9 protein-coding genes are annotated in these 14,715 nt (G+C 35.2%); 2 read left to right on the top strand and 7 right to left on the bottom strand.

Annotated features, from left to right (window positions below):
• Window position 1: 1 nt before the first annotated feature.
• The 7 genes from ACHRV3_RS17370 to gdhA form a co-directional block, all read right to left on the bottom strand.
• Window positions 2-3,160, bottom strand: a complete 3,159-nt coding sequence (locus ACHRV3_RS17370; protein WP_395435396.1) for a UvrD-helicase domain-containing protein — start codon at window positions 3,158-3,160, stop codon at window positions 2-4.
• 85 nt (window positions 3,161-3,245) lie between these two features.
• On the bottom strand, window positions 3,246-3,842 hold the full coding sequence (locus ACHRV3_RS17365; protein WP_047776727.1) for a lipoprotein signal peptidase: 597 nt from the start codon (window positions 3,840-3,842) through the stop codon (window positions 3,246-3,248).
• A gap of 83 nt (window positions 3,843-3,925) precedes the next feature.
• Window positions 3,926-4,306 (bottom strand): TraR/DksA C4-type zinc finger protein, encoded by a 381-nt coding sequence (locus ACHRV3_RS17360; protein WP_035681592.1) that lies wholly within the window; start codon window positions 4,304-4,306, stop codon window positions 3,926-3,928.
• Window positions 4,307-4,313: 7 nt separating this feature from the next.
• Window positions 4,314-7,715, bottom strand: a complete 3,402-nt coding sequence (gene ileS / locus ACHRV3_RS17355; protein WP_395435397.1) for an isoleucine--tRNA ligase — start codon at window positions 7,713-7,715, stop codon at window positions 4,314-4,316.
• Window positions 7,716-7,845: 130 nt separating this feature from the next.
• Window positions 7,846-8,559, bottom strand: coding sequence for a DNA repair protein RecO (recO, locus tag ACHRV3_RS17350; protein ID WP_395435398.1), 714 nt, complete (start codon window positions 8,557-8,559; stop codon window positions 7,846-7,848).
• 98 nt (window positions 8,560-8,657) lie between these two features.
• Window positions 8,658-10,940, bottom strand: a complete 2,283-nt coding sequence (locus ACHRV3_RS17345; RefSeq protein WP_395435399.1) for a two-component regulator propeller domain-containing protein — start codon at window positions 10,938-10,940, stop codon at window positions 8,658-8,660.
• A 524-nt stretch (window positions 10,941-11,464) separates the two neighbouring features.
• Window positions 11,465-12,808, bottom strand: a complete 1,344-nt coding sequence (gene gdhA / locus ACHRV3_RS17340) for an NADP-specific glutamate dehydrogenase (RefSeq protein ID WP_047776719.1) — start codon at window positions 12,806-12,808, stop codon at window positions 11,465-11,467.
• 325 nt (window positions 12,809-13,133) lie between these two features.
• On the opposite strand from gdhA, the gene ACHRV3_RS17335 reads away from it, so the two are divergent.
• Window positions 13,134-13,925, top strand: coding sequence for a THC0290_0291 family protein (locus tag ACHRV3_RS17335; protein WP_395435400.1), 792 nt, complete (start codon window positions 13,134-13,136; stop codon window positions 13,923-13,925).
• A gap of 396 nt (window positions 13,926-14,321) precedes the next feature.
• Window positions 14,322-14,669, top strand: coding sequence for a T9SS type A sorting domain-containing protein (locus ACHRV3_RS17330; protein ID WP_230003750.1), 348 nt, complete (start codon window positions 14,322-14,324; stop codon window positions 14,667-14,669).
• Window positions 14,670-14,715 lie beyond the last annotated feature (46 nt).

Raw genomic sequence — 14,715 nt, 5'->3', positions numbered from 1 at the left:
ATCACAAATTTACCACATCGACAGCTGTTCCTATATACACCAGTGCTTTTTTTAACACTTTATATCCCAAATCCTCGATTGCATCTTGATATTCCTGAATTTGTCTGGTGTATTTCGCATTAACAGCCCCCGTTTTATAATCTAAAAGATAAGCTTCTTTGCTCTTTGTCAGCACCACACGGTCCGGTTTTAAAATCTTACCCTCCTTCTGAACAATTGTTTGCTCATTCAAAATCTTATCTTTTCCATCAAAGTAAATGGTCAACTCGGGATGATTTACAATTTCCTGAAGCGTCAACAATACTTTTTCAGACTGATCAAAAGTTACCAGACCATTCTCCATTGCTTTTACAACTGCCAGATCAATATCTGATTTATCCTTAACAAAAGCTAAGATTTCATGAACTACATTTCCATAGGAGATTGCTTCTTGTTGGTGCGTACCCCACATGAGCGCCTCGCGTTGCGCAATTTTTATATTCTTCGGATTTAAAACTTCAGAAATCATTGGAATCGTACGAACTAAATCTGCCTTTTTTGATAAGGGCGAAAGTTTCTTCTTATTTCCAAAATCATATTCTAATTTTTCCGGATCGTAAATCCCTTTATGAATCAGATATTTTATAAAAAACGAAGCCATATTACTTGGGAACTCTCCATCCTTCCGCTCTTTTAAAGACTGCGAAATAACATAAAGCTGCTCTTCGGCACGTGTTAATGCCACATACAAAACGTTGATGTTATCAAGTAATTCTTCTTGTTTTTTCAAATTAAAAACAGCCGAAGCACTTTCACCAAACCCTTCAACAGCACTACTATTGTCAATTAGCGCTTTTGGAACCCCCAAATTTTCCTCTTCGGCATCCAACCAAAGCTTGTCTTTTGGCTTTCTGTTATAATCTTCTTCCGCAAACGGCATGATAACAACCGGAAATTCCAATCCTTTCGATTTATGAATGGTCATAATCCGAACGGCATTATTTCCTTCGGGAGACGGAATACTAAATTTCTCTCCATTCTTCTCCCAAAAACTAAGAAAGTCTGCTATTCCGGCCTGATTTCTAATATCACGTTCTAAAACAATATCGAGAAAAAACTGTACATAGGCATTCCCTTCGGTTGGAAGAACGAATTTTGAAATGATAATTTCAACTGCCTCATACAAGGATTTTTTTCTGATATTCTCGAAAGATAGTGAGACATCAAATGTCAGAAGCCAGTTTTCAAAATCACTTTCAAATTTCTTACTCATTCCCTGAGCAATAAAATCATGAACCGGTATTTCGGTTTCTAAAGTACCCGTTAAAAAATGCAGAAAATTAGCTTTTGCTTCTAAATCAGCGCTATTATTTAAGTATTTCAACAGATGAATTATTAAACGCACTTCTGTTGCATTTTGAATCATCAGTGTTTCTGAAGACAATAGCGGAATATTTTGTTCTGTCAAATAATTAGCAATCGCAATTCCCTGCCCCCTTTTACGGGTCAGAATCACAATGTCTTTATACTCAAAACCTTCCCGAACTACATTCTGAATTGTATTTAAAGTAGCCAAAACATACAAATCTGATTTTTCGACCACTTCTTCTTCATCTGCAAAATCACTTTTTTCAACAACAGGAAGAAAAGAGATATTGACATAGCCTCCTTTTTTGGAATTTGCATTTTGAAAACTATGATTCTCATACAAATCTTTATAATCCTCATTTGAAAATTCAGCAGAAATCAACTTAAAAAAAGCATTATTAAAATCGATCACCTCACTATAACTGCGGTAATTGGTATCTAAATGCTCCAGTTTTTGATCTTTATTGCTAAATGGATTTTCTCCCTTACTCAATTCGATAAATTGCTCGGCTTTACCACCTCTCCAGCGATAAATGGATTGTTTGGGATCTCCAACAATCATCAAAGTACCCTTATTTCCCAAATCGTCCTGACCGGCAAGCGCATTATCAATTAACGGAATCAAGTTTTGCCATTGCATTTCTGAAGTATCCTGGAATTCGTCAATAAAAAAATGACGGTACCGTTCTCCCAGACGCTCATAGATAAAAGGCGCGGGTTGATTCTGAATCTCCCGATAAATGATCGCATTAAATTCAGAAATAGATAATATATTTTGCTCGGATTGAATTTTGGCCAATTCATTACTAACGGTATTCAGCAATGATAAAGGCGTAATATTTTTAAGAAAAGCTTTGTAGAAATCTCTTTTCTCGAAGTTTTTATAGATTTTAACCAGTGTTTGAAGCAATTCCGGAATAAGGTTTTCGATTATTGCTTTGTCTTTCGCCGTTTTATTGATGGCAATATCCTCAAACTCATGAAAGGTTTTATTCTTTGGATTAAATTTTCCATCCTTAATACTTTCCAGATGATTTGGAAAAGTTCCTCTTGAAAAAGATTTCAGGTCAATTCCGTTTTTATCAATTAAAACGAGTAATTCGGCAGCAAACCCCGCATTCTCTTTTTCCAGATCGGCACACAAAGCCGACATTTTCTTTTTTATGGCGATAAACTCCTCAATGGACTTATCCTGAAAATGCAAAATTTCATTTCGGTTGTTTTCATTCAGAACCAACCTACCGGTTTCCAGAATTTCACGCGAAACATCCCAACTCTTATCGTCGTCGGTCTTTTCCATCGTAAAATCAATAAGTAATTTGGTAAGTGTTTCGTCCTGTCCAGCCTGAGCAATAATGGCATCGACAGCTTCTACCAGTAAATTTTCAGTGTCCAGAGTAACCTCAAAAGTCATCGGTAAATTCAAATCGTGTGCAAAAGCACGAATTACCTTATGTGTAAATTTATCAATAGTAGAAATATCAAAAGCCGCATAATTATGAATCAGGTGCTTGATGATATTTTGAGATTTTGTTTTGATTCTGATGATCGAAAGCCCTGTTTCTCTCGACAAATCCTCCATTAAATCGGATGCTTTATCGGAAGGGATTTCTTTTGTAAACTCAGATAAACTGCCTACAATACGGCTTTTCATTTCATGAACCGCCTTGTTGGTAAAAGTTATGGCCAAAATATTTCGATAGGCATCGTTTTTTGACGAGGAAAGGATAATCTTCAGGTATTCCTTAACCAAAGTATAGGTCTTTCCCGAACCTGCAGAAGCATCATAAATGGAGAAAGACGGACTTTGCATAAGCTTAGTTTTTGTATGACAAAAATAGCATTTTTAAAGCACTATTAATTTTCGAAACCTAAAAACACTATTCTTTCAAAAGAACTTAGTGTTTAGGAAATGCTCTTTTATTAAAGACCAACAATATTCCAACCCCAGTTGAGATGGCTACATCAGCCACATTAAAAATAGCATTAAAGAACATAAAATGCTTTCCTCCAAAGATTGGCAACCAAGTTGGCAAATTACCTTCCCAGATTGGAAAATAAAACATATCTACCACCAAACCGTGAAACCATGTACCGTATGGCGCTGGTGAAAAAAGAGTAGCCAGGTTATGTGAACTGTCATCGAAAATTACACCGTAAAAAACAGAATCCAGGATATTTCCTGCTGCACCGGCAAAAATTAACGCTATTGCTACAACCAAATAATTGGAATGACGTTTTTTAATTGCATCTGCCAACCAATACCCGATTCCGAATACAGCAAAAATTCTGAAAACAGTCAGAATTAATTTTCCGTATTCACCCGGAATTTTTGTTCCCCATGCCATTCCTTCATTTTCTATGAAATGAATTCTAAACCAATCTGCAATAACAACTTCTTCACCAAGAATAAAATTTGTTTTTACATAAATTTTAGAAAGTTGATCCACAATTAAAACTAAAAATATAAGGAAATACGCTTTTCGTAATGACATTTTATGAAATTTTGATGGCAAAAATAACAATTAAATAAAAAAAACGCTCCTAAAGGAGCGCTAATTTTTAAGTATCTGAGATATTATCTCTGTAAATTCTTGGCTTCGATGCTCATTGTAGCATGAGGAACGATTTTAAGTCTTTCTTTACCGATTAATTTTCCTGTTACTTTACAGATACCGTATGTTTTGTTTTCGACACGGAATAATGCATTTTTCAGATCACGAATAAACTTCTCTTGTCTGATAGCCAACTGAGAGTTCGCTTCTTTAGACATGGTTTCACTTCCTTCTTCGAAAGCTTTGAAAGTAGGAGAAGTATCATCTGTTCCGTTATTCAAGTCGTTCATATAAGCACTTTTGATTAAATCAAGATCTGCTTGTGCCTTTTGTATTTTATTTTGGATTATCTCTTTGAACTCTGCCAAATCGGCGTCAGAGTATCTTGTAATTTCATCTACCATTTTTATATTATTTTGAAATTAATATCGTTGTTTTAATATCATCAAACTCAATTTCTGTGCCGTTTTCTAAAGCGTCAACAAAAACCAAACTATCTGTTAATGTTTCTGACTTAATGTAAGCTTCGTTTTTCAGAATTGCTTCTTCCAAAAGACCACTTCTTTTAAGCTGAACTTTAATTTTGTCTGTAACCTCAAATCCTGAATCTTTACGAATATTCTGGATTCTGTTTACCAATTCCCTCGCAATACCTTCATTCTTCAATTCTTCGGTGATTGTTATATCAAGTGCTACTGTTATTCCACCTGAATTTGCAACCAACCATCCTTCGATATCTTGTGAGGTTATTTCGACATCTTCTAATGATAAAGTTACGTTATTTCCAGCAATAACAATATCTAACGTCCCTTCCTTGTCTAACTGATTGATCTGATCGGCAGAAAAACCTTGTATTTCCTTAGAAATCAGACCCATATCCTTACCGAAGCGTGGTCCTAAAGCTTTAAAATTAGGTTTAATTTGTTTTACCAAAATACCTGAAGCATCATCTAAAAGTATGATTTCTTTAACGTTTACTTCGGCTTTTACCAACTCGGAAATAGCTTCAATTTCAGCACGTTGATTATCGTCAAGTACCGGAATCATTACCTTTTGTAAAGGTTGACGTACCTTAATCATTTCCTTTTTACGAAGTGACAACACCAAAGAGGAGATGGTTTGCGCCTTCTGCATTTTGCTTTCTAACGTTTTATTAACAAAGTTTTCGACAAATTTCGGGAACTCAGCCAAGTGAACACTGGCATATTGCTCAGATCCTGTAGAAACTGTCAAATCACGATACAATTTATCCATGAAAAAAGGAGCGATCGGGGCGCTTAGTTTACTTATGGTAAGCAAACAGGTATAAAGTGTCTGGTAAGCCGCAATTTTATCATGTGCATATTCGCCTTTCCAGAAGCGACGACGACACAAACGAACGTACCAGTTACTTAGGTTTTCCTGAACGAAGTCAGAAATAGCTCTTGCTGCTTTTGTTGGTTCGTATTCTTCGTAACATTCGTCAACAAATTTTATTAACGTATGTAATTCAGACATAATCCACTGATCAATTTCCGGTCTTTCGTTTAACGGAATTTCGGCTTCAGCGTATTTAAAACCATCAATATTGGCGTATAAACTAAAGAAAGAATACGTATTGTATAACGTTCCGAAGAATTTACGACGAACCTCAGCGATTCCTTCCAAATCAAACTTCAGGTTATCCCAAGGGTTTGCGTTCGAAATCATGTACCAACGTGTGGCATCAGGTCCGTATTCTTTAATTGTTGTAAAAGGATCTATTGAATTCCCTTTACTTTTTGACATCTTTAGTCCGTTTTTATCTAAAACCAAACCATTTGAAACTACATTTTTGTACGCCACTTTATCAAAAACCAAAGTTCCGATAGCATGTAACGTATAAAACCATCCACGAGTCTGATCTACACCTTCAGCGATAAAATTCGCAGGGAAGTCTTTATTCTCGTCGATTTTATCCTTATTTTCAAAAGGATAATGCCATTGTGCATAAGGCATTGCACCAGAATCAAACCAAACATCGATCAAATCGCTTTCTCGTTTCATTGGTTTTCCTGAAGCTGAAACCAACGTAATTTGATCTACTACATTTTTATGTAAATCGATTAAATCATAATTTGCTTCAGACATATTCCCGATTTCGAAATCTTTGAATGGGTTTTCTTTTTGAAAACCGGCTTCAATAGCTTTCTCAATTGCGTTGTATAATTCTTCAACAGAACCAATTAAAACTTCTTCTTTTTTGTCTTCGGTTCTCCAAATTGGCAACGGAATACCCCAATATCTAGAACGAGATAAGTTCCAGTCGTTGGCATTTTTCAACCAATTTCCGAAACGTCCTTCACCGGTAGATTTAGGTTTCCAGTTAATAGTTTCATTCAAATCGAACATTCTATCTTTTACGTCAGTCACCTTAATAAACCAGGAATCTAACGGATAATATAAAAGCGGTTCGTCTGTTCTCCAGCTGTGAGGGTAACTGTGAACATATTTTTCTACTTTAAAAGCTTTATTTTCTTCTTTTAAACGAATAGCGATTTCAACATCTACAGAACGCTCAGGAGCTTGTCCGGCGTCATAATATTCGTTTTTAACATATTTACCAGCAAACTCACCCATGTGCGAAGTGAATTTCCCTTGCAAATCTACTAATGGAACTGCTGTACCACTTTCGTCCAAAACCAACATTGGCGGAACTTCCGGCTTAGCTTCTTTTGCTACTTTAGCATCGTCTGCACCAAAAGTTGGAGCAGTATGTACAATTCCGGTTCCGTCTTCTGTAGTCACGAAATCACCAGAAATTACTCTAAATGCATTTTCTGCATTTTGATAAGGCAATGTATAAGGCAATAATTGCTCGTAACGAATCTCTACTAAATCGGCACCTTTAGCTTCTGTTAGTATAGTATACGGGATATTTTTATCTCCAGATTTGAAATTTGCAAAATCAGCTTCCTCTGTACTGGCAAAAAACCCTTTTCCAAATTGTTTTCCAACCAGATTCTTTGCTAAAACAACATTTATTGGCTCGAAAGTATATTGATTGAAGGTTTTCACCAAAACATAATCAATTTTTGGCCCAACTGTCAATGCTGTGTTTGATGGCAAAGTCCAAGGAGTGGTTGTCCATGCTAAAATGTGAACGTCTCCAAATCCTTGTAAAAATGAAGGTAGTGTTTCCGGTAGTGTTTTAAATTGTGCTACAATCGTAGTATCAGTAACATCACGGTAAGCTCCAGGCTGATTTACCTCGTGAGAAGACAATCCAGTTCCTGCTTTTGGAGAATAAGGCTGAATAGTATAACCTTTGTACAGCAAACCTTTATCGTAGATTTGCTTCAAAAGCCACCAAACAGACTCCATATATTTGGGTTTGTAAGTCACATATGGATCTTCCATATCTACCCAGTAGCCCATTTTTTCGGTTAGATCATTCCATACATCGGTATAACGCATTACGGTTTTTTTACACGCTTCGTTATATTCTTCAATAGAAATGGTTTTACCAATATCTTCTTTTGTGATTCCTAGTTCTTTCTCGGTACCTAATTCTACAGGCAATCCGTGCGTATCCCAACCGGCTTTTCTTTTTACCTGAAAACCTTTTTGAGTTTTATATCTGCAAAAAATATCTTTAATAGCACGTGCCATCACGTGGTGAATTCCCGGTAAACCATTAGCTGAAGGAGGTCCTTCAAAAAACACATAAGGTTCAGCACCTTCACGTGTAGTTACACTCTTTTCAAATATATTTTCTTTCTTCCAAAAATCAAATACTTCTGATGCCACTGTAGGCAAGTCAAGTCCTTTGTATTCAGTAAATTTTGTACTCATTTTATCCTTTTCTTAAACGAGGTGCGAAAGTAAGGAATTTTGAGGAATATAGATAAAAGATGACAGAAAAAAGAATGAAGTCACGGAATTTCTAATAAATTCAACAAAAAAGATCGTCTGTTTCGAAAATTTAAGAGAAAACTTCTTTTAAAACCTCTAAAGATTTCGGATTTTTAAATCCATCTAAGTGAAAACGGTAGTAATCAATCAGAATTTTAAGGAGTATTTGTCTTTCAGCAACATTAAAAACTTTCTGATCGTTATCAAATTTCAAATCAATCAGTTTTTTAAACAAATCACTTTCGTGTTCCGTCAGTGAACCCAGACCGTGAAAATGGGTAAAAACACCATCGTACATTTCAAAATAAGGCAAATTCATTTCTGAAACATCGGGATAAAATCCTAAATATTTGGTCGTTTCCAGCAGTAGCGTCAAGTGAAAATTAGAAATTTCATCATGCTGATCCAACCAGGTTAAAGCGGTCTCTAAAAACAAAAAAAGCGATTCGTTTTTCTCTTCTTCCTGAATGGAATAATGGAGCATCTCCGACAAAAACATCACCATTGTACTTTTTACAATATCGGTATGAATGCTTTGAAAAGGAACTGCTGTTTTTATTTCCTTGAAATTCTCTAAAGTACCTTTGTTTTTATGAACTGCTTCAATTTCCAAAATAGACAAAGGCTGAAAATACGCAATTTTCTGACTGACTTTACGCCCCGAAAAAGCATCGCGTACAAAATAAGATTTCAAGCCATTTGAAAGTGTAAAACATTTTACAATCAAACTTTTCTCTTGAAATTTTAAGGCCGAAATTACTATTGCTTTGGTTTTGACTTGCACTTTTGTCTCCTTTTTGTTCTTGTCGAGGGGTTGTTTCAAGTTTCAGGTTTCACGCTAAACTTGAAACTTGAAACGTTAAACCTGAAACTTAAAATAACTTACCGAATAATCATCACCTTCTTAACCTTAGTCTCTTCACCGTCCTGAGCCGAAATAAAAACCATATACACACCGGAAGCTACTTTATATCTCCCAAAAGCGGTTGTATCCCATTCGATTGTACCGCCTTCTGAGGTTGTTTCATAGACCAAATTGCCTTCTATATCGGTTATTTTAATATTGGCTTTATCGATTAATCCGGCTATTTTTACAGTTCCGGAATAATTTGGTCTAACGGGATTTGGATATACGAACACATTATTCAGATTTTCATTGGCACCGGTTGCTATTCCTTTAAAAGAAACCATCCCTTTATTAGTTGCTATAAAAACCTCACCCGTTGCACTGTTAATTTTTATATCATTAATCGTATTACTCGGCAGAGGTGAATTATTTACCGTAAAATGATATTTTGTTTCCTGACCATTTGGAGATACCATAAAAACCCCGGAATCCAGAGTTCCAATCCATTTATTATTTGCACCGTCTACAACAATGGCAGTTACAAATTGTTCGTACAATAATTCCTGAGCCAAATTATCGTCGATGATAATAATTGCATTCGCTTTTAACTGACTATCAGATTGAAAATTACTTACGTTCGACAAAACCCGCAATCCTTTTGTAGTACCTATCCAAAGCTGTCCTTTAGTATCGACCGCTACCGCTCTAACGTCTGCTGCCGGCAGGTTTCCTGAATCCTCTCCGGTTGTTATTTTCTTAAATGTATTTGTCTTTTCATTAAAAGCAACTACTCCTTCTCTATTAGTCCCCATCCACTTGGTACCGTTTTTATCAATAACGATATTCCCGTAACTTGTACCGTTAATATCGGTAATGATCGAACTCATCGAATAACTCTGCCATTGACCGTCTGTTTTCAGGACTTTCAAACCATTTTTAACCAAACTGTTGGTTATCCATAAATTTCCTGATTTATCAAAAGCATTTCCATTTATACGAACGTCTATGTAGTTCGGCCCCAAAAAAGTCAATGTTTCCAGACCGCTGTTTTTTTCATTATAGAGCGTAGTTGGCACATCATTATCTATCTTTAACAATCCTGAAAAAAAAGAACTAACATAGGCTTGTTTTTCATTGTTTGGATTAACGATAACCCGTGTCATTGATTTTGCGTCAAAAACACTCTCGTAAGGAATATTCAACCAACCGGAAGCATTGTATCTACTAACACCATAACTATCCAAGGGATACGGATCGTAAGATATGTTATAATCACCATAAACAGTCCAAAGCACACTTGTTGCTACATCCATTGAAAAGATGTTATTCCGCACAGGTCCACTTGGGGTATTATTCTCAAAGACCGAAACTCCGGAAAGTGTCGAAGAAAACAAACCGTTCTCTTTGGTACCGATACTAATTACATCTCCAACCGCAGTAGCACAAGTAAAACTCAATTTATCATTCAAAACCTGCGTATTGCTAATTTGACGATTCAACACCATTTGATTATTATAGACATAAACCGTATTAGGCGTTGTAATAAACAAATTATGATTTTTGGAACGAATGTCTGTAGCAGGCTGAGAAAGTTGAAAAAATCCAACAAATGTATTAGAGTTATAACGATGCAAATATCCTGCAGCATTAACCGCCACAAGCTCTGTATCAAAAGCCTCAACACCGGACCAATCTCCCATATTTACTGTACTCCACTGACTAAAATCGATAAGATTGGGATTCGTAATTTCTGCTTTTCTAATTCCACTGGAAGTTGCAGCAAAAATAGACCCGTTAAAAAAAGCCGTTTGTTTTATGCTTATTTGTGCTCCATTGTCTCCTATAAAATAAGTATCTCCAAATTGAGCGGTTTTCAGATTAAACTGAACAATTCCAAAGTCACAGGAAATATAAACCAACCCATTATACTCCATAAAATGATTGATTTTCTTTAAATTCGAAGGTAACTGCTTGTTGATAATGTCTACTTTTTTCACAATACCTCCATCAGCTTCATTGACAAGAATGAGCAAGCCATTCTCATAACCGACTAAAGTTTTTTTGGCACTTTCACTATAATATAAGGCAGAAATAGTTTGGCCGGACAAGCCATCAACAGTGGTGGTCGTTTTAATTATATTCGTAGTCGAATTTTTAGAAAACAATGCATTTTCTGAGGCAGCAAAAACAGTTGTTGGACTTTCTGAAATATCCTTTATTTCGTTAAACGAAAAATATCCCTGCCAAGACAAGGTGTTTTGCCCAAAACTCAATTGCATCAGCAACAAAAACAAAACACATAAAAACCTTTTTTTCATTATTAGATCGCTATAGAGAGACAAATATACTACAAACGAAAGTATTTGATTTTTGTTCTCTTCATAAATAATTCAGATAGCTATTTTCATGAATTGGGGCTAATTGTTTTTTTTTTGCCACGAATTTCACGAATTAGCTCGAATTATTTTTTTGCCACAGATTAAAAAGATCTACACCGATTATCTAATCATTTTGATCTTTTTTCCCGCAGATTTACTTCGTCTGTTTGTTATCGCTAGCGTTGTAGATTTTAGAAAAAGTACTAATCCAAAAAATCAGCTTAATCTGGCTAATCCTTTAAATCAGCTTGCCATTTTATTTACCTATTTCCATTTGAATGACATGCTGTAAAAGTTAGCCACTCTTCATCAAAGTCTAAAAACGTATTGTATTGCAATCTGTGGTAAAATAAAAATAGTCTCGATTCGCAACTGATTTCAGACTATAAAAAAACGCTAAAACAAAAAAATGCCTTCGATTCATCATAAGACGAATGAAGGCATTTATTAAATTGTAATTAAAATTACACTACACCTTGAGCAAGCATAGCATCAGCAACTTTAACAAATCCGGCAATATTAGCTCCTTTTACGTAATTTACGTAACCGTCTTCACCAACACCGTATTTTTTACATTGGTTGTGAATTCCAACCATGATATCTTTTAATCTTAAATCTACTTCTTCACTAGTCCAGTTCAGACGAATAGAGTTCTGTGTCATTTCTAACCCAGAAGCAGCAACTCCTCCTGCATTTGCAGCTTTTCCAGGAGCGAATAATACCTTATTGTCTAAGAATAATTTAATAGCATCTAGTGTAGAAGGCATATTAGCAGCTTCCGTTACACACAATACTCCATTATCGATTAGTTTTTGAGCATCTTCACCATTCAATTCGTTTTGAGTAGCACATGGAATAGCGATATCTACTTTTACTTCCCAAGGGCTTTTTCCTTTATGGAAAACAGCATTTGGATATTTCTTAAGGTAGTTCTCAGCTCTGTTATCTCCGGTTGCTCTCATTTCAACCATATGTTCGATTTTCTCTCCAGAGATTCCTTCTTCATCATAAACATAACCATCAGGTCCGGAAATTGTTACCACTTTCCCGCCTAATTCATTTATTTTCAAAGCAACACCCCAAGCCACGTTTCCGAAACCTGAAATAGCTACTCTTTTTCCTTTTATCTCATGTCCGATAGTACGTAACATTTGGTCTGTAAAATAAACCACTCCGTATCCGGTAGCCTCAGGACGAATTAATGAACCACCATAAGCAATTCCTTTTCCGGTTAAAACACCCGTAAATTCGTTTCTGATTCTTTTGTATTGACCAAATAAATAACCAATTTCTCTGGCACCAACACCAATATCTCCCGCAGGAACATCCAGGTCAGGACCAATATGGCGACATAATTCAGTCATAAAGGACTGACAGAAACGCATGATCTCTCCATCGGTTTTTCCTTCAGGATCAAAATCAGAACCTCCTTTTCCACCTCCCATAGGAAGTGTTGTCAGACTATTTTTAAAAACTTGTTCAAAAGCAAGAAATTTCAATACAGACAAATTCACTGTATGATGAAATCTAATTCCACCCTTGTAAGGTCCGATAGCAGAATTCATTTGAATTCTGAAACCTCTGTTTACAATGATCTCTCCATTATCATCTACCCATGGAACTCTAAAAATTATAGAACGTTCTGGCTCAGCCATTCTAAGAAGTAAGTTTTTTCCATCGTACTTTTTTCTTTCAGCGATAAATGGAATTACCGTTTCTGCAAATTCTCTAACGGCTTGAAGAAATTCTGGCTCGTTTGGATTTTTTGACTCAACAAGAGCCATAAATTCATTTATTTTTTGTTCCATTTTTTAAATAAATTATTCTAGTAAATTATTTTATTTACACTCCTTGTAAACTTAGAAAACACGTTTAAGAAAACGTTTTCGTTTTGACACGCAAAGATAGGATAAAATGATAATTTAATGCTATTTTTTTTCATTTGAATCATCGAATTATATTTTTTTCAAACAATCCGAAAAATACTATTTTACACTTCTAAATTTAGATCAAAACAACCCAATTAAAAGTAGCAAATTAAGCATTTTGCTACTTATTTTCTAATAGCACAATTTAAAATTTTGAATCGGGCATGTTTTTTATATATTTGCCAAGATTTGAAAGCCCAAACTCATGCTTAAACCTATAGTACTCACATTATTCGCCTTGTTAGGAGTCTCAACCAACGTTAATGCGCAATCTTTTGCACAAGAAGTAGGAATAATATTCGGACCTGTATCTTTTCAGTCCGATTATGGAGAAAGAAACAATTTTGACACCACTATAGGAAATACAGGATTTGGTCTGGGAATTGTACACTTCATCAACTTTTCTGCTAATAATAACAGAGGTGGTTTTTTCTCAGAACATTTTAAAGTCAGATCGGAATTATCATTCAATACTACCAAATTAAATCATTTTGGAGCATCCGTAGAAGGAAATCCATCAAAGTTATCGACTCAGCAACTCAAAGCCATGTCCGGACGTTCAACCTTATTGAACCTTGGTGCACAATTAGAATTTTCTCCATTTATGAAAATACATGATTATGAGAGAAGCATTGGTGTGTTTAGTCCTTATTTAAGTTTAGGATTTATGGCTAGTTATTACTCCACAAAAGTAAGTTCTTCATTAGGTCCTTTGGGAACTCCCGAGACCACTTATCCAAAATACCTTGTCCCTTCAGATGGTCGAAAATATGGTTTTTCTGAAGAAACCGGTGTCGCTTTCTCTTTGACAACAGGCGTCGGAGTTCATTACAAATTAAATGAAATAAACGATTTAATGTTGGATATTCGTTATCAAGGCTTTAGTTCTGACTGGGTTGACGGTTTAAACCCAAATAAAACCAGATACAAAGAAAACAAATCTAATGACTCTCAGGTTTGGCTTAACGTAGGGTACATATATTACTTTGGGGACTAACATATTTTAAATTCCAAATTTTTTGAAATTCCAAATTTTTTGAAGAGTATACTTTTTTGGTTTTAAATCTAAAGTTTTTTTTCTGCTGTTTGTGGCTTTATTCTGGGTACAGCTTAAAAAAAATTAAACCGATACTGTGGGGTATTTTCATTTCCCTGATCCTAAAGTGGTAGGTTTTAATTAACCTCTCCATAAATAAAATGGATCTGTACCCTAATCAATACCCAACAAACAAAACAACACTTTACAAGAATTTCGGTGCCTTTTAAACTTGATTTCAAAGTTTTAAAAACGCATAACGAATATGATTTTATTCATAACACCGATAAAACACATAAGAGTTAAACCTAATAGTATCCTGAATTTTGTTTTTCATAACATATAAATATTCTTTTTATGAAAAACTTCTACGCTACATTATTACTTTTATTAATTACCTGCTCCTTCTCTCTTGCTCAAACCAAAATATCTTTTCACAAAAAAGGAGACAATACAGCACCCGTAGATTCAGACCCCCTTAACTTAAAATACTATCCGAACCCGGTTAAAGATGTTTTCTATATTTCCTTTGACAAAGAGATTACAACTATAGCGGTTATTAATTTCTTAGGGCAGACGGTTATCGAAAAATCAATTCATTCGGCTCAGGGAAGTGTAGATATGTCAGCTTTAGCTCCAGGTGTTTACTTTATAAAAGTCACAACCCCGAGTCTTTCTAAAACCTTAAAAATCATAAAAGAATGAGGGTTTCTTTGAAATAAATTCCAATTTTTTAAATTCCAATTTTTTA

It is taken from the genome of Flavobacterium sp. FlaQc-49, assembly GCF_044005985.1.
Lineage (GTDB): Bacteria > Bacteroidota > Bacteroidia > Flavobacteriales > Flavobacteriaceae > Flavobacterium > Flavobacterium cupriresistens.
Note: the sequence above shows the minus strand (reverse complement) of the source record. Positions and strands in the feature narration are given on the sequence as shown.